Source organism: Marinomonas phaeophyticola, from assembly GCF_026966905.1.
In the GTDB taxonomy this organism is placed as follows: domain Bacteria; phylum Pseudomonadota; class Gammaproteobacteria; order Pseudomonadales; family Marinomonadaceae; genus Marinomonas; species Marinomonas phaeophyticola.
In genome coordinates this window covers 167,272-188,710 of the sequence record NZ_JAPUBN010000021.1, presented here as the reverse complement: position 1 = coordinate 188,710, position 21,439 = coordinate 167,272, and the positions used below count along the sequence as shown (strand labels likewise).

Below are 21,439 nucleotides of genomic sequence, written 5' to 3'. Positions count from 1 at the left end.
GACGCTAATTCATGTGGAGAAAGAGAATGATTCCAAAGTTAACTGAAGTCTCGCCAGTTCAGACTCAATACCTCAACTTTATTGAGAACCTGAAGGCTTCAGGATTCTCAGGGGACACTTACCCTGACTATGCCAATCGTGTTGTTTTATCCACTGATAACTCTATTTATCAAGTATTACCTCAAGGGGTGATCTACCCAAAATCAGTAGAGGACATTCAAGCATTAGTAACACTTGCGAATCAAAAAGAATTTCAAGACATAGTATTAAGCCCTAGAGGCGGTGGTACAGGAACAAATGGCCAATCACTTACAGATGGTTTAGTTGTTGATTTATCGAAATACATGAATCAAATTTTAGAAGTCAATGTGGAAGAAGGTTGGGCTCGCGTTCAAACCGGTGTGGTAAAAGATCAGCTAAATAAAGCGATCAAAGAGCAAGGTTTATTTTTTGCTCCGGAATTGTCTACCAGCAACAGAGCAACTATAGGAGGCATGATCAATACCGATGCCAGTGGCCAAGGCTCTGTAATGTATGGTAAAACCCGTGACCATGTGCTGGCGCTAAAAACCGTCCTACTCGATGGAACAACATGGGATTCCAAGCCAATAGCCGATGAGGAACTCCAACAAATCACACAAAGAAGTGATTATGTAGGGACTGTCCATAGAACCGTAGATCATGCCTTTTCTCACAACAAACAAGCCATAGAAGACACCTTCCCAGAACTGAATCGTTGCTTAACGGGTTATGACCTAGCGCATATCCGCAACAAAGACGGCCTATTCGACCTCAACTCGATCCTATGCGGTTCAGAAGGTACGCTGGGATTCATTGTTGAAGCCAAAATCAATTTGCTTCAGATTCCTAAATTCGCCGCTCTAGTAAATATTCGCTATAACAGCTTCGAATCCTCTTTACGTCATGCAAAAGAACTACTTTCAGCCCAACCAACTTCAATTGAAACCGTCGATTCTACCGTTCTAGGATTGGCTAAAAACGATATTATCTGGGAAAGTGTTGCCGATTTTTTCCCTTATGTGGAAGGCGAAGACGTTCAGGGTATCAACCTAGTTGAATACACAGACAACGATGAAACCACACTCAAACAACGTATTAAAACACTAACAAATCAGTTGGATCGAATTAATAAAGAAACATCCTGTACACTTGGATACACCATTGCTGCAGGGCATTCTAATGTCAATAAAATTTGGGGAATGCGTAAAAAATCGGTAGGACTTCTGGGAAATGCATCGGGTGAAAAACGCCCCATTCCTTTTGTGGAAGATACCGCCGTGCCACCAGAGAACCTTGCAGACTTCATCATGGAGTTTCGAGCAGTACTAGATAGCTATAACGTAAAATACGGGATGTTTGGCCATGTTGACGCTGGCGTTTTACATGTCCGCCCTGCCATCGACTTAAAAGACGAATCTCAAGAACCGCTTATCAGAGAAATAACCGATAAAGTCGTCGCCCTTACTCAGAAATACCATGGACTTCTTTGGGGAGAACACGGTAAAGGTATCCGTTCAGAATATTCACCGGCATTTTTTGGTGACCTTTACCCAGTAATTCAACAAATAAAAGCCGCCTTTGACCCATTTAATCAGCTTAATCCAGGAAAAATAGCCACACCACTTGAACTCGGTGTAGAACTATTAAAAATTGATCAAGTACCTCTTCGCGGACAATTCGATCGTCAAATCCCAATCGCGAACCGAGATCAATTTAAAGAAGGTATGTATTGTAATGGTAATGGCGCTTGTTTTAACTTTGATCCAGATGACGCTATGTGCCCTTCTTGGAAAGGTACAAGGGATAGACGTCATTCACCGAAAGGCCGAGCCTCACTCATACGGGAGTGGGTACGAGCATTAAGCGCCCAAGGGATTAACACTCAAAGCGCAAGCAAAAGCGTTAGAAACCGCCATTTTTTAACGTCTTTTCTTCCAAAACTGCGAAATACAATAGCAAAGCGACGAGGAGAATATGACTTTTCTCATGAAGTTCACGAGTCCATGATGGGCTGCTTGGCCTGTAAATCTTGTGTGGGTCAATGCCCTATTAAAGTGGATGTCCCTGAGTTTCGTTCAAAGTTTTTGGAAATCTATTACGGTCGTTATTTACGTCCAGCTAAAGACTACTTTGTCGGTTCATTGGAGTTTATTATTCCTACATTATCAAAAGCCCCGATGCCTTATAACTGGATAGTGGAAAGACAATGGATCAACCATCTAACCAGTAAATACATGGGGTTAACAGACACCCCAAGTTTAAGCAGAATCAATCTTAAAAAAGAAATGGCCCATAGAGGCATTCGGTTAGCAACCCCCATGTCACTAGAGGCCTTAAACCCTAGAGACAGACGTCGAGCCGTTATTGTAGTCCAAGACGCGTTTACCAGTTTTTTTGAAACCGAACTCGTATTAGACACCATGGAAATGCTGAATCGCCTCGGATTTCAAGCGTTTCTTGCACCTTACCGTCCAAATGGCAAACCACTGCACGTCCATGGATTTCTGAAAGCATTTAATCGGGCTGCAGGTAAAAATCTAGATATGCTACAGAACCTTTCATTTTATGGACTGCCTTTTATTGGTATCGAGCCCTCTATGACCCTAGCTTACCGATCTGAGTACACGAAGGCATTTGGCGACTCAAGAACCATCCCTAAAATCCAGTTATTACAAGAATGGTTAGCACAACAAACCGAACACCTAGAAAAGCAGCAACTGTCTCTTGGCCATGATACTTACCATTTAATGGCCCACTGTACGGAAAAAACCAATGCGGCCCCGTCAATCAATAATTGGGTGAGTATTTTTGAAAAACTTGACTTACAGCTCAAGGTAGAAGCGGTTGGTTGCTGCGGAATGGCTGGCACCTATGGTCATGAAGCTCAAAATTTAGAGACATCAAAAGCTATTTATGAACTTTCATGGCAATCTAAAGTTCAAAATGATGACTTGCAACTCAAATTATTAGCAACAGGCTATTCTTGTCGCAGTCAGGTGAAGCGAATGGACCATATTAATTTGCCGCACCCCGCTCAAGCACTCTTAAAGCACATACGTATTGCTCAAACGCAATCTTCTTAAGCCATTACTCCGCCATCCGTGCGATATCAGAATTATCACACGGATGGCGGAGTCTGAGCTATTTCACCTAACATAATAATGAGCTTTCATGACAACTTCTAACATCCTTTATAGCTGTAATGACGAATACGGTAATATTCATGTCTTGGACGATGGACAGTATCGCATTCTGTCTTTTGCAAAAGGCGACGAACAAAGCAAACAAAAACTATCGACTCCTTTTGTACTGCAACATGAATACACTCAAGCTATGATGCTTGTGTTGTTATTTAAACACCCCAAACGCATAACATTATTAGGACTGGGAGGCGGGTGCTTACTCACAACACTGCATAACCATATTGCAGGAGTGAATTTAACCGCCGTTGAACTGCGCCCACACGTAATAGACATTGCCGAACGTTTTTTCCGGCTGCCAAAAGGGAAAAAAGTACAGATCATTGAGCAATCAGCTAACGATTATCTAGACAGAAAAGACCAAAAAAAAGTCGACATTCTGTTCACTGATATATACAACACTAAAGGAATGGATGAATCCGTTCTGCAGCAACGCTTTATAGAACAGTGCAATAGACACATAAAAGATGATGGCTGGTTAGTATTAAACTGCTGGTCTGAGCACACAAATCACCCAGAATTAATTGAATCTTTACGAGCGTATTTTCTGGACATTAGAGCATTAGATACGGGTTGTGGAAACTGGGTGCTTTTGGCCAGTAAATCATTCCAAGAACCGTCCGAAAAACACCTAAAAATGCAAGCTCAGAAGCTTTCTTCTGATTTAGGGTTCAATTTAACCAAATGGCTTAGTCGGCTAAACGAAGTGTAACCCCCTTTGGATCGCCTGCCAATACTCAGGCGGCCAAAGGGGCGTTTTAAAAAGCAGTCTCTTTAAAAAATACGCTCTTTCACCCAAGAACTCGATTCACCAATGCCTTAGCATCTTCTTCAAGCTCCGAGAGGTGTGCTAAAGACACAAAGCTTTCTAAATAGATTTTATAGACATTCTCAGTACCTGATGGTCTCGCCGCAAACCAACCATTCTTCGTTTCCACTTTCAGTCCACCAATGGACGCACCATTACCTGGAGCCTCAGTTAGAATACGAACAATCGCATCACCTGCCAAGGTATCACTGGCAACTGAACTGGCACTTAGGCTAGACAATAGCGCTTTATTTTCTGACGTGGTTGGTACATCAATACGCTTATAGTAAGGCTGACCGTATTTTTCAACCTGTTCACGATAAAGTTGTTGCGGGTCTTTTCCAGTTACCGCAAGTATTTCCGCGGCCAACAGAGCAAGAATAAAACCATCTTTATCCGTTGTCCAAACGGAACCATCTCTCCTTAAGAAAGAGGCACCGGCGCTCTCCTCTCCACCAAATCCCATGGAGCCAGAATAAAGCCCATCAACGTACCATTTAAAGCCAACAGGCACTTCACATAAATTACGACCTAAACCACCAACAACACGGTCAATTATGGCGCTCGATACAAGCGTTTTACCAAACTGCACATCACGGCTCCATTGAGGCCGATGTGTGGCTAAATATTCAATAGCAACGGCCAGATAAGCATTCGGATTCATCAACCCTGATGAAGCACAAACAATACCATGACGATCAAAGTCTGGATCATTACTTACCGAGATATCAAACTTGTCTTTTTGTTTTAGCAAATTCATCATGGCGTATTCAGAAGAACAATCCATACGAATTCGACCGTCTTTATCCAATGGCATAAAACCGAAAGTAGCATCCACTTTCGTATTGACAATCGTAATATCCAGTCCGTATCTATCAGCAATAGGTTTCCAATAATGAATACCGGACCCACCCATAGGATCAACACCAATTTTAATACCGGCTTTAGCGATAGATTCCATGTCAATTACACTCTCTAATTGAGAGACATAATGTTCGATATAATCAAACGCTTCTAACAGGTTAGACTCAACTGCGAGGGTAAGATTCTGTCTCTTAACCCCTTGCAGTTGATCTAATAAAAGTTCATTTGCTCGCTTTGCGATCCAATTTGTGGCTTCTGTTTCTGCAGGACCGCCTTTAGGAGGGTTATATTTTATGCCGCCATCTTCTGGAGGATTATGAGATGGTGTGATCACAATGCCATCGGCCACATCTTGTTCTTTGGCATTATGCGTCAAGATTGCATTCGATATGACAGGGGTTGGAGTATAACCACCATCTACAGGAACTCGTACCCGCACATCATTTGCCGTAAAAACCTGTATTGCCGTTTGATAAGCCGGTTCTGATAGTCCATGGGTATCTTTACCTAAATACAGAGGACCATCTACACCAATGGTTTTTCTATATTCAGCAATAGCTTGGCAAATGGATAGGATGTGATGCTCATTGAAACTGGTCTGAAGAGCACTACCTCTATGTCCGGAGGTGCCAAAACTCACTTTTTGATTTGGAAAAGTCGCTATATTCGGTATCTTAGTGTAATACGCGGTTATCAGTTCAGGTAGGTTAACTAAGCTCTCATGATTACATGGTTTACCGGCTTGGGGGTGAAGCGCCATAGAATGATCCCTTTAACTATTAATAGAACGCCTCTAATACTCCATCATATTGATTTGACATTCAATCGGTTAAAAACATAAGCGCTCATTAATGTGTGAATATTGAACACTTATGCCTTTTTATATACTAATCCCTCTTTTGAATTACTAAGCTTCCAATAGAATAGCCTGCTCCAAAAGAGCAGATCACCCCAATATCCCCAGCGACCAAGTCTTTATGATGCTCAGAAAAAGCAATAATTGACCCTGCTGAGGCGGTATTAGCAAAACGATCTAAGACTATTGGCGCCTCATCTAAAGTGGCCTCTCTTCCTAATAGGCGCTTACTAATTAATAAGTTCATATTAATGTTCGCTTGATGTAGCCACCAACGACGTAATTGAGTCACGCCAATATCTAAAGAAGATAAGTGTGATTCAATATGCTCTGCCGCCATTGGGCACACTTCTTTAAAAACCTTGCGACCATTTTGATGAAACAATTTATCCGCTTCATAAGGATCTTCATCGGTCACTCGCGTTGTATAACCAAAATTCGAACGAATATTATTTGAAAATGACGTAACACACTTACTACCAAGAATCGTGTAACTGTGCTCTGATTGACAGGTTTTAGCCGCTTCCAATACGATCGCAGTAGCCACATCCCCAAAAATAAAATGCGAATCTCTATCGGTATAATTTACCTGAGGAGACGTCAATTCTGGATTAATGACCAACACGCCACGACTACTTCCTGAAGCAATCGCGTCATGAGCTCTTTGCAATGCGAACGTTGCCGCTGAACATGCCACCAACATATCAAACGCTTGCCCATTAATGCCTAATGCCGCTTGAACCTCAATGGCAATGGCTGGGTAAGAGCGCTGTGTATAAGCACATGCCACAATAACCATATCAATATCAGCCGCCGTTTTATTGGCCTCTAGTAGCGCTTTCTTAGCCGCGTTCACAGCCATTTCAGCCTGATGAGAAAGTTCATCATCGGCTCGCACCGAAAGTTTAGGCCTCATCCGATCAATGTCTAGTACACCGTTTTTACAATAAATATAACGGCTTTTAATACCTGAAGCTTTGGCAATAAAATCAGCACTCGAAAAAGGTTTTGCCAGCAACTCACCTGTTTTAATTTTAGCCTCATTATCATCGTTATACACTTTTGCCCAAGCGTTATAACTTTCCACCAACTCTTCATTGGTAATCGTATTTTGTGGTGTCCACAACCCCACTCCACTAATTACAACAGATCTGTCCTGCATCGTTTATCTCTTCTTGTAATACTTTAGATCCTATCTGTATGATCTAAGTTCATTCTTCATGAGTAATATAATTATTGAAATCAACATTACCTATAGTTATATCAATAAAATGTCTTTTAATGCCAGTAATTAAACAACTATATTTAAAATGTTCCTCAAGTACAGTAAACAAGGTCAGTCATGTTTGAGCAAATAAAGAACAACATAATGAGTAACGATCAACCTCCATCTCAGCCTAAAGCAGATACTCATGCTTTAATTTTGTCCGGTGGTGGTGCTCGAGCAGCCTATCAAGTGGGTGTTTTATCCGCCATCGGGAAAATGCTACCTAAAGGCAGCAAGCTCCCCTTCCCTATTCTATGTGGTACGTCTGCAGGCGCACTAAATGCCTGTATGTTGGCGACCAATGCCCATGATTTTACAAAAGCGGTCAGTCGACTCAATTATATTTGGCGACACTTAACTCCAGATAATGTCTATGAAACCAAAAGTACTGAGCTGTTTTCGTCAGCATCAAAAGTGTTTTCATCAATGATAAAAAACAACAGTGATGAACAAATCGTTTCGTTGCTTAATAATGCGCCACTAGAAAAATTGCTCCAGCGTTTTTTACCACTCAATCAAATTGAAGACGCCATTAGCGAAAAAGAGCTACACGCTCTCGCTATAACCTGCATGAGCTATACAACAGGGGAAACCACAACCTTCTTCGAAGGAAACAAAAGTATAAAAGAATGGTCTGGATTTCGTCGAAATGGCAAGGCATCGAAAATTGATTTTGCTCATCTACTCGCTTCAAGCGCAATACCCACAATTTTTCCCGCACAAAAGATTGGACAACACTTCTATGGTGATGGCGCAATGAGACAAAGGTCACCTATTAGTCCAGCAATCCAACTAGGAGCCAATAAAATTATGGTGATTGGTGTAAGCGGAAATCGTAACCCAAAATCATGGACAGACTCTCCTGAAACACCAACATCCCCCTCTATGGGGCAAATTACTGGACAATTACTAAATAGTGCTTTTATTGACAATCTCGAGGGGGACATTCAACAACTAGAATACATAAATACTATTCTTTCTTATGTTGAGGATGATGTTGAAGTGCCTAAAATAAAGCATATTGACTCGCTGATCATTTCTCCATCGCAAGCGATTGATGAAATTGCGGATAAGCACATAAGTACATTACCTAAGAGCATTCGTTTTTTACTTAATATAACAGGGAATAACAATGATTCATCAGGTAATTCCGCAGCTAGTTATTTGCTGTTTACACCTGAATATTGCCAAGAGCTCATTGAGTTAGGTCAACAAGACGCTATGTGGGAAAAAGATAAAATACTGGCGTTTTTAAAGTGAATAAGTAACGAAAAAAGCAAGGCCCAAGATGTCGAGCCTTGCTTTAAAGAAATCTAGTTAATAACCTCTCGTTCAACTAATTCGTTGAACTCTGCTTGATATTCCTTCTCAACAGAACTCTCTACATCTTTGGCATTCACATGATGTACTCGTCCAGAAGGGTGACGGGGTTTATGTTTTACCAGTTGTTTCTCTAGTTTGCTAACCAGCATATCTAGTGCCACAGACAACTGTTTGTCGGTTTTGGCTGTTGCAAATAAATCATGGCCAGGAATATGAACACTCGCCTCTGCAATTACTTCATTTGTTGCATGTTTTTCAGAATTCAAAATAACATTGATCGTGGTTATCTGATTATTAATACGTTGAAGATGATCCATTTTTTCTTTCACTATTGCCTGTGTTGCATCTCCAGACTTTACGTGATGACCACTAATATTAAGAGTATACATAGATAATTATTCCTTATTCAATTTACAAAACGATATTTTAAATATACGTACCATTACCTCTCTTTTTTATTTAACCTAATTAAAACTTATGGCCTAATCACCAAAAATTCAACCTTAATTATTGTTTTTTTCTGATTCCGAACAATAATTAGACAAAATACTGAACAAATACGTTTCTATAAAGTTTTTCAATAACTTACTGAACTAAATTTATGGAGATATGTCCTATTCAATACACATCGCATTTAAGAGAATTTAAAACCACTATGATCAAGATTACCCCTCTCAATAAGCAGAAATCTATGGAGAGCGCCCATGAAAACATCTAAAATCATTATTTTAGCTATTGTTGCTATCGTGGTCGCTTTGTTTTTCACTTATGACTTACATACTTATTTAAGCTTGGCCTCTTTAAAAGAACAACAATCATCATTTGCTGAACTCAAAGCGGCGCAACCCTTCTTAGTTACTGGCGTTTTCTTTATTGGATATGTCCTCATAACGGCCCTTTCTTTACCAGGAGCGGTCATATTAACTTTAGCGGCTGGCGCTCTATTCGGGTTATTTCAAGGGTTATTGATCGTATCTTTTGCAAGCTCAATGGGGGCAACACTTGCCTTTTTGGTTTCTCGTTACCTATTCAGAGAGTCAGTGCAAGCGAAGTTTGGTCAAAACTTGAAAGCGTTTAATAAGGGCATGGCGAAAGATGGGGCCCTGTACCTCTTTACCTTACGATTGGTACCAGCCTTTCCTTTCTTTTTAATTAATCTGCTAATGGGATTAACGCCCATTAAAACCTGGAGCTTCTACTGGATTAGTCAAATTGGTATGCTGGCCGGTACAGCGGTATTTGTTAATGCAGGTACACAGCTGGCACAAATCGACAGCTTACAAGGTATTTTATCTCCGGGTCTCATTCTCTCCTTTGTTTTACTCGGTATTTTCCCCCTCATTGCAAAGAAAATTATCGCTATGGTTAAATCACAAAAAAGTTTAAAGCAGTTTAAAAAACCTCAATCATTTGATTACAACATGCTGGTCATTGGCGCGGGGGCTGGTGGGCTTGTTAGCTCTTACATCGCCGCGGTTGTTAAAGCAAAAGTCGGCCTTATCGAACGCCATAAAATGGGTGGTGACTGTTTAAATACAGGCTGTGTTCCTAGTAAAGCGTTAATTCGTGCTGCTCATACTGCACATGATATGCGTAATGCCGCTAAATTAGGCATATCTAACGTAGAACCGAATGTTGACTTTAAAGCGGTTTTTCAAGGTGTCCACAAAGTGATTAAAGAGGTTGAACCTCATGACTCTATTGAACGCTACACGGACTTAGGTGTGGAATGCATCACAGGAGACGCTCGCGTTATCTCTCCCTATGAAATTGAAGTTGATGGAAAAATCCTCACAACAAAAAATATTGTGATTGCTACAGGAGCCAGACCATTTATCCCTAATATCAAGGGACTTGACCAAGTTAACTACCACACCAGCGACACAATTTGGGGACTCACTGAAAACCCAGGTAGATTGATTGTACTTGGTGGTGGCCCTATAGGTAGTGAGCTAACTCAGTCTTTCGCTAGGCTAGGAGCTAAAGTAACACAAATAGAACGTGGTCCAAGAATCATGCCTCGTGAAGACGAAGATGCCGCCAAGTGGGTATCAGATAATTTCATTAACGAAGGTGTTCAACTGCTTACGGGGCATGCGGCTGAAGAGGTCGTAGTCAAAGAAGGTGAACAGTTTTTACGCTGCACCCACGACAATGGAGAAACCCTTGTCCCATTTGACACGCTTCTCATCGCGGTAGGCCGCACGCCTAATGTGCGCGGTATTGGTTTAGAAGAGATTGGCGTAGAAATTAATGAACGTGGCGCCCTTGTGGTTGATGATTACTTAAGAACCAATATTCCAAACATCTACGGTGTCGGAGATGTTATTGGCTCGTATCAATTCACTCATACTGCCGCTCACCAAGCATGGTTTGCCGCCGTCAATGCGTTATTTGGTAAATTCAAACAATTCACCGTCGATTATCGAGTCATTCCATGGGCCACCTTTACTGATCCAGAGGTTGCGCGAGTCGGGTTAAGCGAAGATGAAGCGAAAGCACAAGGCATCCCTTATGAAGTGGTTAAATTTGAAATTGAAGAGCTAGATAGAGCCATAGCGGATCGCAACACGGCTGGTTTTGTTAAAGTGCTTACGATTCCAGGCAAAGACAAGATCTTAGGAGTTACCATCGTTGGTAGCCACGCTGGAGACCTGATTGCCGAGTATGTACAAGCCATGAAATATAACCTTGGCTTAAACAAGGTGCTTGGTACTATTCATATCTACCCAACCATGGCTGAAGCCAATAAATACGCAGCGGGGGAATGGAAACGTGCTCATGTACCTCACAAATTAATGACGTATGTTGAGAAATTCCATCGCTGGGGACGAGGAAAATAAAACCTGACCTTGGGGTTTAAACCGTCTAGATTCAAGCACTACTCAACTTGTTGTACCGATTGTAGAGTAGTGCTTGAATCCATCTAACCTCACTCATTTCCGTCTCTTTTATATGAAATAGAGCGATAAGTTTATATTTCTATCAACCCATAAACGTCTTAGTTTGATAGTCTGAAGAAGTTATGCCTAATAAAAAAGGCTCAATCACAATCGATTGAGCCTTTTTCTATTTACTTATTTCCTGCTCACTGAGTAATACATCAACAGTGGAGCATTTTAAACCGTTTTCTTTGCCGCGGGTTTTTTCGCGTCACCAGCATCAATGGATAAGGCAACATAATTTTCTAGCACGCCCGCCGTAAAACGCTCGCGCTCAGTAATGGAAACGATCTGTTCAGCTTCCCAATTGAGCAATCTCACGAAGACAGAATATTTAGAAATCACCGCTAGGTTCACATCTTTTATACTAATACCATTTGACGACATTAAGTGGAAAATTTGATCCAAGCTTTTTTGCGCTTCAAACTGACTACTCACACTAGCAGAAGCCAATAACTCTTCAATTTTAAGGAGCGGATTGACAACTTTCTGTTGTGCCTTAACACCGACAGTTGATGTTAAAAACTTAGTTAACATATCATCCGTATAGTTTTCGCGGGCATCAATATCGTCTATTTTGGCCGTCTCTCTTTCTAACAGCTTGATAAACAAACTTTTGCTTTTAATATCTGAAAACTCCAAATCTCTCAAAGACAAATCATTACTGGCCATAATATCAATAACGCTATCAAAAGAAGTGCGCCCTTCTTCGCCTTGTTTAACAGCATTCGATAACTGTTTCCTTAGCTCATGCATAATTTTCGCAGCACGATACTCCTCCTTTAGCTGTATATGACGCTGATAATCCGAGGTAATTTTATTATAATCTTCAACTAACTCCTCAAAGCCAGCTAAGGCATCGCGCTCTTCTCGCAAACAATGCATACGAATGTCTGAGCGACGTTTCTCCCACGCTTCATAGGACTGAGCCCGCAATTGAAACGCTTTCTCAATAGCCTCTTCAAAGCTACGTTCAATTTTTGCTCTTTCACTTCTTTCTGCTTGTTCTTCTTGCTCTGTTAGCAATCGTTCATTGCGCTTTTCTTTTAATGACTCTTCCGCTAATTTTTGCTGTAATGCAAGAGCATCCAATTTGGATTGGACATCGGCTTCATTAAAGTCCGCCAATTGCGTGTATATTTTATTCCAATATTTATCTTCTTCGAAGGGCATATCAGGGTTACTAGAAGCATACTGCCCTCGTAACCTATCAGTGAAAGCAACAGCATCAGGACGGAAAGCGTTTGCCGCATTAATAACATTATCTGCCGCGTAATTCATGGTCGAAACGTTTTCCTGTGATTTTTTCGTATTGGGTTTGAAGTCAGTAGATCTGTCAGCAGTGGCATTCAAATCGCTTCCAAAAGTCGCCTTATCATCCACACCTTTGTCTTTAGATTCATTTGCTTCACAATAATCATCAAGAATGGTTTTGCTATTCGCATAGGATCTATTTGTGTCTACAGGTTTCTCACTAAAACGCCTTGTAGAAAAAGACTCTGTCACTTTAGGCTTCTGGGGCTCTGATTCTGTAGAAAAAGCCCTAGACGGCAGACTCCAATTGACTCTAAACAGAGTATTCACATCACACAACATGGATTGAGGGATTTCATATTTTTTCAAGGCGTTCTGATGAATCACAGACTCAGCGTGGCGTAATGCCATTTTTGACTCACTTGAATTAGAAGAAGTTGCCAAGTTTAATAGTTTTACAACCTTGCTAATGGCTTTCTTTTTTCTACGTATGCTCACCATAATTGCCTTCCGTATGTAGCCTATTCTTTTGTATTTAAAAGTATCATTATTTGCTCTTTTCATTTGTAACAGGAGCAAATAACCTACTGCATAAAATTATATAGCAAAAGACCTGCCAACTAACTCCAACCTACAAAATCTGCACTTTGACACAAACGATCAAAAAACACGCAAAATAATATCAAACAGGGTTTTCCGGTGACAGGGCTAATACCATTAAAATGCAAATATTTACGCTTACTTCGCCATATTCAATGCAAAGCCAAGCTCAAACATTTACAATTAACCAAATCCTAAGCACTATTATACCGATATACCTAATTCAGTTTTTATGGAGAGTTCATGCCTAACGTACAGTGTTTGATTGACGCTCAAGCAAAACTTGCAGAATGCCCTCGATGGGACGAAAAAACAGATACTCTGTATTATGTTGACATTGACTCGTTTCAATTATGTCGCTTCAATCTGTCTACAGACACGCTAGAAACGCGTCAATTTGATGAAGAAATAGGCTGTTTCTCTCTCACTGAATCCGGCGGATTTATCGCTGCATTTCGTTCTGGGGTATATACTTTTACAGATTTTAACAGTGAGCTTATGCCTTACTGGATCGCTAACTACGATAGACAGACCACCCGTTTCAATGATGGTCGCTGTGACTTTAATGGGCGTTTTTTAGCTGGCACCATGTATTCTCCCAAAGATGCGTTTAAAGGTGCACTGCATCAGTTTTCGAATGGTGACCATACTGTTTTGGATCAATCTGCTTGGACATCAAACGGCCTAGCATTCTCTCCAGACGGCAAAACCATGTATTATTCAGATACACCAAACCATGTTGTTTATACTTTCGATTATGACATGGACACAGGCAAAGCCTCGAACAAAAAGGTTTTTATAGAATTCCCTAGAGGCCTTGGTAGGCCCGACGGCGCGGCCGTAGACACAGATGGAAATTATTGGTCCGCACTTTATGCAGGGCAACGAATCGTCAAAATCAGCCCACAGGGTGATATTTTAGAGGAATTTCCAATCCCCGCTATTTATCCTACAATGGTTGCTTTTGGTGGACCTCAAATGAAGACTCTTTTTGTGTCAACATGCAGAGCCGCTCACTCAGAAGAAGAGCTGGATACCTACCCTCAGGCTGGCGGCATTTTTGCGTTAGAAACATCGGCTACTGGTCTGATCGAGCCCAGATTTAAAAACTAAAATCGCTTTACATAATCTTATCCCACTAACAAACTAGATGAATTAACAATGCGCGCAAGTAATTATTTATTTTCAACATTACGTAACTCCCCAACTGACGCGGTTGTCGTTAGCCATCAATTAATGATTAGAGCTGGCATGATACGACAGGTATCTAAAGGTCTATACACTTGGCTACCAACTGGCATAAAAGTATTACGTAAAGCAGAAAAAATCGTCAGAGAAGAAATGCAAAACGCAGGCGCTCTTGAAGTTTTAATGCCCGGTGTTCAGCCTTCGGAACTATGGATGGAAACAGGAAGATGGCAGAAATACGGCCCTGAATTGTTGCGACTAAAAGACAGGCACGACAGGGACTATTGTTTAGGCCCAACACACGAAGAGGTCATAACAGACCTAGCGAGAAATGAGCTTACTAGCTACAAGCAACTGCCGTTGAACTTCTTCCAGATCCAGACAAAATTCCGTGACGAGGTTCGCCCACGATTCGGTGTTATGCGTTCACGAGAGTTTTTAATGAAAGACGCCTATTCCTTTCATGCAAACCAAGGATCATTGCAAGAAACTTATGATGTCATGCATCAAGCCTACTGCAATGTATTTGATCGCATTGGATTAGATTACCGCCCAGTTCGTGCCGATACAGGCAGTATCGGTGGTGCATTCTCCCATGAGTTCCATGTATTAGCAGAATCGGGTGAAGATGACATTGCATTCAGCGACTCTTCTGACTTTGCCGCTAATATTGAATTAGCCGAAGCCATAGAAGCAAAAACCGTCGCCGATCCAGCGACACAAGACATGGAAGAAGTATTTACGCCTAACTGTAAAACCATACAGCAGGTTGCCGATTTCTTAAAACTTCCTGTTGAAAAAACCGTTAAAACCATGCTTGTTAAAGGCCTAGATGAGAATGGAAAAGCCACTATCATGGCGCTTGTCTTACGAGGCGATCATTCTATTAATGAAATAAAAGTGGAAAAACTGGCTGGCGCACTTACACCATTTGAATTTGCTGAAGAAAGCGACATTATTAATGCGGTCGGTTGTGGATTAGGCTCTATTGGTCCGATCGGCCTTAAAGAAAAAGGCATTCAAGTGATTGTAGATCGTTCCGCGGCGGTAATTTCTGACTTTTGTGCTGGCGCCAATAAAGACGATTATCATTATATTGGTATCAACTGGTCAAAAGACTGTCCTAACTTTGAGGTTGCTGACATCAGAAATGTGGTTGAAGGTGATCCATCACCTGATGGCCAAGGCCATATCGTGATCAAACGAGGCATTGAAGTTGGCCACATTTTCCAGTTAGGTCAACAATATGCTGAGTCAATGAACGCCAGTGTTTTGGACGAAAATGGTAAAAGCCAAATTATGTGGATGGGGTGCTATGGCATTGGTGTTACCCGTGTAGTCGCCGCTGCAATTGAACAAAATTACGATGATAAAGGCATTGTTTGGCCTGAGTCTATTGCACCTTATGATGTGGCTATCGTAGCCATGAACTACGATAAATCCGAAGAAGTTCGTGCGGTTTGTGATGCATTATATGCGGACTTAAATAAAGCCGGTGTAGACGTTTTGCTTGATGACAGAAAAGAGCGCCCTGGTGTTAAATTTGCCGATTGTGAATTGCTTGGCATACCTCACCGCATAGTGGTTGGGGATAAAGGACTAGCAAATGGCACTCTAGAGTATAAGCATAGACGTTCTGGCGAGAGTGAAGATATTCCATCTGCGGATGTCTTACAAACACTACAAAGTAAAATGAATAAGAACGCATAAAGAGTATACCTAGCCCTAACCGTTATTTACCGCTAGGGCTAGCAATGTTTTATTTGTCGGCACCATTAATAAACTCACACCAAATATTACCTAGGACCTCCAATGACAACGATTTATCACAACCCAAGATGTTCAAAATCCAGAGAAACTCTAGCTCTTTTAGAAGAAAAAGGCATTAAACTGACCATTCGCCTGTATATGGAAAACCGCCCAAAGGTTGACGAATTAAAAAATGTACTGCATTTTCTATCTCTACAGCCTATTGAATTAATGAGAACAAAAGAAGCCATTTACAAAGAACTTAATCTACACCTTCCTGAAACAACGGACGCCCAAAGATTATCCGCCATGTGCCAATACCCTAAACTGATTGAGCGCCCTATCGTTATTCACAAAGGCAAAGCAAAAATAGGTCGTCCACCAGAGCAAGTTTTGGAATTGTTTTAATGTCACTCCCTTATATTCTGATACTTTATTATAGCCGTCACGGCTCTGTCGCAGAGATGGCAAAATACATTGCCCGCGGCGTAAAAAAACAAACGGCTATTGATGTTAAAGTGAGGCAAGTTCCTGATGTGGCAACCACCACCACATCACTCTCACCTTCCATTCCTGAAGAAGGAGTGCCCTATTGCACTTTAGATGAGTTAGCAGAATGCAGTGGCTTAATTCTAGGAAGCCCCTCTTATTTTGGAAGCATCGCCTCACCACTAAAGTTCTTCCTTGATCAAACATCTACTCTTTGGATGACAGGAAAACTCATTGATAAGCCCGCATCCGTGTTTACCAGTGGCAGCAGTATGCATGGGGGTCATGAAATGTGCTTACAAGCCCTAGCGACGCCACTTTTCCATCACGGAATGATTATCCAGAGTCAGTCCTATAAAGCAAAAGAGCTAATGCAAACCCAAACGGGTGGCACGCCTTATGGTGCAAGTCATTTAGCCAGTAGCACAAATAATACAGAACTCAGTAATGATGAATCTGCATTATGCGAGATACAAGGCTATCGCTTGGCTAAATTAGTAATGCAACTTAATAAGTAAATCATCAAGGCTCAGTCTAATCATGGCAAAAAAAGAAAGCGTCACCCGAAAAGAGAAAGCCAAAGCGACATCTCTTTATTTAAAAACCTATCCCTTAATGGTTCTCAATTTAATCTCACTTATTGTGGTAATAAGTGTGCATCATCTTTTTTTACAAAAAACCGTCTATGAGCACCCTTATGCCTTCCTTATAGCAACCATTCTACCATTACTCATGGTGGTGCCTGGCGCCATAAAAGGCAGTTATCGCGGCGCCATTTGGATTTGTTTTGTGACACTAACATATTTCATTGCGGGTGTTTTGAACTGGACTCAGGGCATTAATTGGGCGTATGGCATGAGTGAAACACTACTGGCATTATTACTATTTCATCTAGCCTTAATGTACGCACGCTGGAAGGGGCTCAGTGAACTGCCAGTAAAAGACTAAACATCGACCATTTTCTAAACAGCATTAAAAAGGCGCAAAAACGGTCTTAATAAACCCGATAGCGCCTACTTGCCTCAATAGGAGCCGTTTAGTAATGCGGCAGCTCAATTCCCTCAAACAAAGCATCAACCTCACTTCGATTTGAAATCGCCATCGCTTGCGAAACAATGTCTTTCGTCAAATGCGGTGCAAAAGATTGAATGAAGTCATACATATAACCACGAATAAAGGTGTTTGAACGAATGCCAATTTTTGTCATACTGTTTTCAAATAAATGTGACACATCAATCGCCACCAAATCATTATCAAGATGGTTATCGTAAGCCATGGTCGCCACAATACCAACACCCAAACCTAAACGCACGTACGTTTTAATCACATCTGAATCGGCTGCAGTGAAAACCACATTCGCATCTAAGCCGGCTTCACGGAATGACTCATCTAATTGCGAGCGCCCGGTAAAACCAAATACATAAGTAACGATTGGATGCTTAGACAACTCTTCCAATGTTAAGTGGTCTATCGAAGCAAGAGGATGATCTTTTGGTACTACTACAGAACGATTCCATGTGTAGCAAGGTAGCATAATCAAATTACCAAATAACTCAAGAGCCTCCGTTGCTATAGCAAAATCAACACCACCGTCGTTTGCCATTTCAGCAATCTGCATAGGCGTCCCTTGATGCATATGCAAACTGACTTCTGGATAATCAGCTATAAAGTCATGAATAACTTTAGGCAATGCATAACGAGCTTGTGTATGCGTTGTAGCAATATCCAAAGATCCTTTACGCTCATCACTAAACTCTTTTGCAATACGTTTAATATTGTGAGTTTGATTTAAAATTTCACCCGCTAACTCAATGATTTTTTCACCTGCTGGCGTAATATGAGTTAAATGCTTACCACTGCGGGCAAATACCTCGACTCCAAGCTCATCTTCAAGCAGACGAATCTGTTTACTTACTCCTGGCTGAGAAGTATATAAAGTCTGCGCTGTAGCAGATACATTTAGGTCATTACGCGCAACTTCCCAAATATATCTTAATTGTTGAAGCTTCATGAACGCCCCTTATTCTAAAAAGGTTTAAAAAAATAATAAAATATTACTTTATAGAATAGTAAAAAACCTCTAACGTTGCCACAACAATTCGCATTAAGAAGCAAAAGATGGATTTCATTTGGTATATTATGGCTGGCTCTCTAGTTGGCCTTGCTGTTGGCATTACTGGTGTAGGTGGTGGTTCTATTATGACGCCGCTACTGCTTATGTTTGGTTTTCCGGCTCACATCGCCATTGGCACAGATCTTATGTATGCAGGAATAGCCAAAAGTACTGGCGTATATATGCACGCTAAGAAAAAACATGTCAACTGGAGAATCATGGGGGCTATGGCGGCGGGCAGCTTACCCTCCTCTCTAATTACTGTTTTTTGGCTATCTCAATACGATACGCCCGATTTTTACCAAGACATTTTAACCTCAACCTTGGGCGTTATGCTGGTCGCAACCGCCTTCGTGATTATTTTTCGAAAAAAACTACTTTCGTCACGACCAAATACAACACTAGAATCACACCATAAGAGTTTGAAATACATTTTCTTTGCAGGCATAGTGCTTGGCGCATTAGTAACATTAACATCGGTAGGTGCTGGAGCATTAGGAACGGCATTGCTTATGCTCCTGTTTCCGTCCATGGCTGCCAAAAACATCGTCGGCACTGACCTTGCCCATGCCGTTCCACTCACATTAACCGCTGGAATTGGCCATGTTTTTTTAGGCAATGTTGACTATTCACTCTTAGTCGCTCTTTTAATTGGTTCCATCCCTGCCATTTATGTTGGCACCCACATATCAACTTATGTACCAAATAAGGTTTTACAGCCAGTTTTAGCTACAGCATTAATGGGTTTTGGCGTAAAATACCTGTTCTTTTAAACATAATAACGACTTAGTCGACCAGCAAAAGCATTTAGGATAACAAATGAGTGACTCAAAACTAGAAGATTTAAACATCGCTTCATTCTCAGAACTAATGACACCAGAGAATATGAAGCAAGCATTTCCTGTAACAGATGAGATTAGAGCAACCATCACAAAAGCACGTGAAGACATCAAAAATATACTCGATGGTAAAGATCATAGGCTGGTTGTCGTCATTGGCCCTTGCTCTATTCATGACACTGAAGCCGCGTTAGATTATGCTCGTCGTTTAAAAGAACTCTCTAAAAAAGTTGAAGACACTTTATATATTGTTATGCGTACGTATTTCGAAAAACCACGTACAACAGTTGGCTGGAAAGGCTTAATCAATGACCCGAATCTTGATGACACATTCGACGTAGAAAAAGGTATGGGGATTGCTCGTAAGCTATTAATCGATCTTTCTGAGATGGGACTACCATTAGCCACAGAAGCACTGGATCCAATATCCCCTCAATACATTCAAGATCTTATCAGCTGGTCTGCCATTGGCGCCAGAACCACGGAATCGCAAACTCACCGAGAGATGGCCTCTGGCCTATCTGGTCCGGTTGGTTTTAAAAATGGTACAGACGGATCCATGACAGTGGCGGTTAATGCCATGCAATCCGTTTCTCATTCTCATTCTTTCCTTGGTATTAATGAAGCAGGACAGGTTAGCGTCGTAAATACTAAAGGAAATGCATACGGACACCTTGTCTTACGCGGTGGCAATGGTAAGCCTAACTATGATTCAGTCAATATTGCATTGAGCGAACAAGAGCTAACTAAAGCCAATTTGGCACACAATATCATGATTGATTGCTCTCATGAAAACTCAAACAAAAAACCTGAAATTCAGCCGCTTGTTGCTAAAGACGCAACCAAACAAATTTTGGAAGGTAATAATTCAATCATTGGGTTAATGATCGAGAGTAATATTGGCTGGGGCAACCAAAAAATAAACTCAGATAAAAGTAAACTTGAATACGGTGTATCTATAACAGATGCCTGTATTGATTGGAAAACAACAGAAGAAACTCTGCTTGAAATGGCGGATAAACTACGAGATGTACTTCCTAAAAGACAGCGTTAATAAACGGAATACAACAATAAAATGAAAAAAGGGGCGCCCAATTAAATTGAGCGCCCCTTTTTAGCAAATCAAACACTACATAAAAGCGTTGTCTGTCACAGAGTGGTCAGTTGAATCTTTTACTGCGGTTAAACCAGGTACTTTCTCAATTAAGGTTTTTTCGACGCCTTCTTTCAAAGTGAGATCAACAGCGCTACAACCTTGACAACCACCGCCAAATTTCAAGACAGCAATTTGACCATCAATAACATCAATCAAGCTCACTTCACCACCATGAGCCGCTAAGCCAGGATTAATATCAGAATACAAAACGTAATTAATTTGGTCTTCTATTGGGCTATCAGCAGATACCTTCGGCATCTTAGCATTCGGCGCCTTAATGGTGAGTTGACCACCCATTTTTTCTTTTGAGTAATCAACAAATGCTTCATCCAAGAAAGCCACAGAGTTTTTCTCTATAAGCACTCTTAATTTTGGTAAATTTAATACCTCATCAGATTCTACAGACTCTTCGGGACGGCAATACGCTAAGCATGTTTCCGCATAAGGGGTGCCGGGTTGCTGGATAAACATTCTCACAGACATACCATCAACATCTTGCTTTTCTAGCAAAGAAGACAAATATTCCTGTGCACTATCTGTAATTGTAATATTCATATAAAACCTTATGTCAAACTCTAGGCAATTAATGGGGCTATAGTAACTCAAAACAACCCCCAAGAGAAAGACCAAGTAAAAAAGTAAGGTATTAATTCCATACCCTTGATTGATCAATATGCCTTATTAGAAAAAACCCTAAACATATAGGTAAATATTCATTTTTAGAATAAGAGATTTTTGCTACAGTAGGGCAACTTTTTAATACCATCTAA

General features: G+C 41.0%; 17 protein-coding genes. 11 read left to right on the top strand and 6 right to left on the bottom strand.

What is annotated here, in order from left to right; translation table 11 throughout:
* Positions 1-26: 26 nt before the first annotated feature.
* Both ydiJ and O1D97_RS18245 read left to right on the top strand, forming a co-directional pair.
* Positions 27-3,104: a D-2-hydroxyglutarate dehydrogenase YdiJ gene (gene ydiJ, locus O1D97_RS18250; RefSeq protein WP_269127624.1), complete on the top strand. Its 3,078-nt coding sequence runs from the start codon at positions 27-29 to the stop codon at positions 3,102-3,104.
* A gap of 88 nt (positions 3,105-3,192) precedes the next feature.
* Positions 3,193-3,933, top strand: a complete 741-nt coding sequence (locus O1D97_RS18245; protein WP_269127623.1) for a fused MFS/spermidine synthase — start codon at positions 3,193-3,195, stop codon at positions 3,931-3,933.
* 79 nt (positions 3,934-4,012) lie between these two features.
* Here the strand turns inward: O1D97_RS18245 and pgm are convergent, their stop codons facing one another.
* Together pgm and O1D97_RS18235 are read right to left on the bottom strand one after the other, a co-directional pair.
* Complete coding sequence (gene pgm / locus O1D97_RS18240; RefSeq protein WP_269127621.1) at positions 4,013-5,653, bottom strand: phosphoglucomutase (alpha-D-glucose-1,6-bisphosphate-dependent); 1,641 nt, start codon at positions 5,651-5,653, stop codon at positions 4,013-4,015.
* 127 nt (positions 5,654-5,780) lie between these two features.
* The gene (locus O1D97_RS18235) at positions 5,781-6,911 is read right to left on the bottom strand and encodes a beta-ketoacyl-ACP synthase III (RefSeq protein WP_269127620.1); all 1,131 of its coding nucleotides are present in this window, start codon (positions 6,909-6,911) and stop codon (positions 5,781-5,783) included.
* Positions 6,912-7,118: 207 nt separating this feature from the next.
* Between O1D97_RS18235 and O1D97_RS18230 the strand changes: the two genes are divergently transcribed.
* A complete protein-coding gene (locus O1D97_RS18230; RefSeq protein ID WP_269127619.1) occupies positions 7,119-8,276 on the top strand; it encodes a patatin-like phospholipase family protein in 1,158 nt (385 codons plus the stop codon).
* Between the two features lie 53 nt (positions 8,277-8,329).
* On the opposite strand, the gene hpf is transcribed toward O1D97_RS18230, so the two are convergent.
* Positions 8,330-8,728: a ribosome hibernation-promoting factor, HPF/YfiA family gene (hpf, locus tag O1D97_RS18225; RefSeq protein WP_269127618.1), complete on the bottom strand. Its 399-nt coding sequence runs from the start codon at positions 8,726-8,728 to the stop codon at positions 8,330-8,332.
* 315 nt (positions 8,729-9,043) lie between these two features.
* On the opposite strand from hpf, the gene O1D97_RS18220 reads away from it, so the two are divergent.
* Positions 9,044-11,182 (top strand): dihydrolipoyl dehydrogenase family protein, encoded by a 2,139-nt coding sequence (locus O1D97_RS18220; RefSeq protein ID WP_269127617.1) that lies wholly within the window; start codon positions 9,044-9,046, stop codon positions 11,180-11,182.
* Between the two features lie 276 nt (positions 11,183-11,458).
* Here O1D97_RS18220 and O1D97_RS18215 read toward each other — a convergent pair whose 3' ends face one another.
* Complete coding sequence (locus O1D97_RS18215; RefSeq protein WP_269127616.1) at positions 11,459-13,036, bottom strand: coiled-coil domain-containing protein; 1,578 nt, start codon at positions 13,034-13,036, stop codon at positions 11,459-11,461.
* Positions 13,037-13,378: 342 nt separating this feature from the next.
* On the opposite strand from O1D97_RS18215, the gene O1D97_RS18210 reads away from it, so the two are divergent.
* From O1D97_RS18210 to O1D97_RS18190, 5 genes are all read left to right on the top strand, one after another.
* On the top strand, positions 13,379-14,248 hold the full coding sequence (locus O1D97_RS18210; RefSeq protein ID WP_269127615.1) for an SMP-30/gluconolactonase/LRE family protein: 870 nt from the start codon (positions 13,379-13,381) through the stop codon (positions 14,246-14,248).
* Between the two features lie 48 nt (positions 14,249-14,296).
* Complete coding sequence (locus O1D97_RS18205) at positions 14,297-16,033, top strand: proline--tRNA ligase (protein ID WP_269127614.1); 1,737 nt, start codon at positions 14,297-14,299, stop codon at positions 16,031-16,033.
* Between the two features lie 102 nt (positions 16,034-16,135).
* Entirely contained in the window at positions 16,136-16,480 is a 345-nt protein-coding gene (arsC, locus tag O1D97_RS18200) for an arsenate reductase (glutaredoxin) (protein ID WP_269127612.1), read from the top strand.
* Positions 16,480-17,079: an NAD(P)H:quinone oxidoreductase gene (wrbA, locus tag O1D97_RS18195; protein ID WP_269127610.1), complete on the top strand. Its 600-nt coding sequence runs from the start codon at positions 16,480-16,482 to the stop codon at positions 17,077-17,079. Before arsC ends, wrbA begins: the two co-directional genes overlap by 1 nt.
* Positions 17,080-17,101: 22 nt before the next feature.
* On the top strand, positions 17,102-17,509 hold the full coding sequence (locus O1D97_RS18190) for a DUF2069 domain-containing protein (protein ID WP_269127609.1): 408 nt from the start codon (positions 17,102-17,104) through the stop codon (positions 17,507-17,509).
* Positions 17,510-17,597: 88 nt separating this feature from the next.
* Here the strand turns inward: O1D97_RS18190 and cysB are convergent, their stop codons facing one another.
* Positions 17,598-18,572, bottom strand: coding sequence for an HTH-type transcriptional regulator CysB (gene cysB / locus O1D97_RS18185; protein WP_269127608.1), 975 nt, complete (start codon positions 18,570-18,572; stop codon positions 17,598-17,600).
* A gap of 107 nt (positions 18,573-18,679) precedes the next feature.
* On the opposite strand from cysB, the gene O1D97_RS18180 reads away from it, so the two are divergent.
* Together O1D97_RS18180 and O1D97_RS18175 are read left to right on the top strand one after the other, a co-directional pair.
* Positions 18,680-19,447: a sulfite exporter TauE/SafE family protein gene (locus O1D97_RS18180; protein WP_269127607.1), complete on the top strand. Its 768-nt coding sequence runs from the start codon at positions 18,680-18,682 to the stop codon at positions 19,445-19,447.
* A 46-nt stretch (positions 19,448-19,493) separates the two neighbouring features.
* Positions 19,494-20,567 carry a 3-deoxy-7-phosphoheptulonate synthase gene (locus O1D97_RS18175; RefSeq protein ID WP_269127606.1) on the top strand — a complete coding sequence of 358 codons (1,074 nt, stop codon included), beginning with the start codon at positions 19,494-19,496 and terminating at the stop codon, positions 20,565-20,567.
* Between the two features lie 75 nt (positions 20,568-20,642).
* On the opposite strand, the gene nfuA is transcribed toward O1D97_RS18175, so the two are convergent.
* A complete protein-coding gene (gene nfuA, locus O1D97_RS18170; RefSeq protein ID WP_269127605.1) occupies positions 20,643-21,224 on the bottom strand; it encodes a Fe-S biogenesis protein NfuA in 582 nt (193 codons plus the stop codon).
* Positions 21,225-21,439 lie beyond the last annotated feature (215 nt).

What these genes read in the sequence shown, in the direction of transcription:
- hpf (WP_269127618.1), bottom strand. Translation starts at nt 8,728, where the DNA reads ATGTATACTCTTAATATTAGTGGTCATCACGTAAAGTCTGGAGATGCA.
- O1D97_RS18245 (WP_269127623.1), top strand. Translation starts at nt 3,193, where the DNA reads ATGACAACTTCTAACATCCTTTATAGCTGTAATGACGAATACGGTAAT.
- O1D97_RS18220 (WP_269127617.1), top strand. Translation starts at nt 9,044, where the DNA reads ATGAAAACATCTAAAATCATTATTTTAGCTATTGTTGCTATCGTGGTC.
- O1D97_RS18205 (WP_269127614.1), top strand. Translation starts at nt 14,297, where the DNA reads ATGCGCGCAAGTAATTATTTATTTTCAACATTACGTAACTCCCCAACT.
- cysB (WP_269127608.1), bottom strand. Translation starts at nt 18,572, where the DNA reads ATGAAGCTTCAACAATTAAGATATATTTGGGAAGTTGCGCGTAATGAC.
- O1D97_RS18190 (WP_269127609.1), top strand. Translation starts at nt 17,102, where the DNA reads ATGGCAAAAAAAGAAAGCGTCACCCGAAAAGAGAAAGCCAAAGCGACA.
- wrbA (WP_269127610.1), top strand. Translation starts at nt 16,480, where the DNA reads ATGTCACTCCCTTATATTCTGATACTTTATTATAGCCGTCACGGCTCT.
- O1D97_RS18215 (WP_269127616.1), bottom strand. Translation starts at nt 13,036, where the DNA reads ATGGTGAGCATACGTAGAAAAAAGAAAGCCATTAGCAAGGTTGTAAAA.
- O1D97_RS18175 (WP_269127606.1), top strand. Translation starts at nt 19,494, where the DNA reads ATGAGTGACTCAAAACTAGAAGATTTAAACATCGCTTCATTCTCAGAA.
- O1D97_RS18180 (WP_269127607.1), top strand. Translation starts at nt 18,680, where the DNA reads ATGGATTTCATTTGGTATATTATGGCTGGCTCTCTAGTTGGCCTTGCT.
- O1D97_RS18235 (WP_269127620.1), bottom strand. Translation starts at nt 6,911, where the DNA reads ATGCAGGACAGATCTGTTGTAATTAGTGGAGTGGGGTTGTGGACACCA.
- pgm (WP_269127621.1), bottom strand. Translation starts at nt 5,653, where the DNA reads ATGGCGCTTCACCCCCAAGCCGGTAAACCATGTAATCATGAGAGCTTA.
- nfuA (WP_269127605.1), bottom strand. Translation starts at nt 21,224, where the DNA reads ATGAATATTACAATTACAGATAGTGCACAGGAATATTTGTCTTCTTTG.
- arsC (WP_269127612.1), top strand. Translation starts at nt 16,136, where the DNA reads ATGACAACGATTTATCACAACCCAAGATGTTCAAAATCCAGAGAAACT.
- ydiJ (WP_269127624.1), top strand. Translation starts at nt 27, where the DNA reads ATGATTCCAAAGTTAACTGAAGTCTCGCCAGTTCAGACTCAATACCTC.
- O1D97_RS18210 (WP_269127615.1), top strand. Translation starts at nt 13,379, where the DNA reads ATGCCTAACGTACAGTGTTTGATTGACGCTCAAGCAAAACTTGCAGAA.
- O1D97_RS18230 (WP_269127619.1), top strand. Translation starts at nt 7,119, where the DNA reads ATGAGTAACGATCAACCTCCATCTCAGCCTAAAGCAGATACTCATGCT.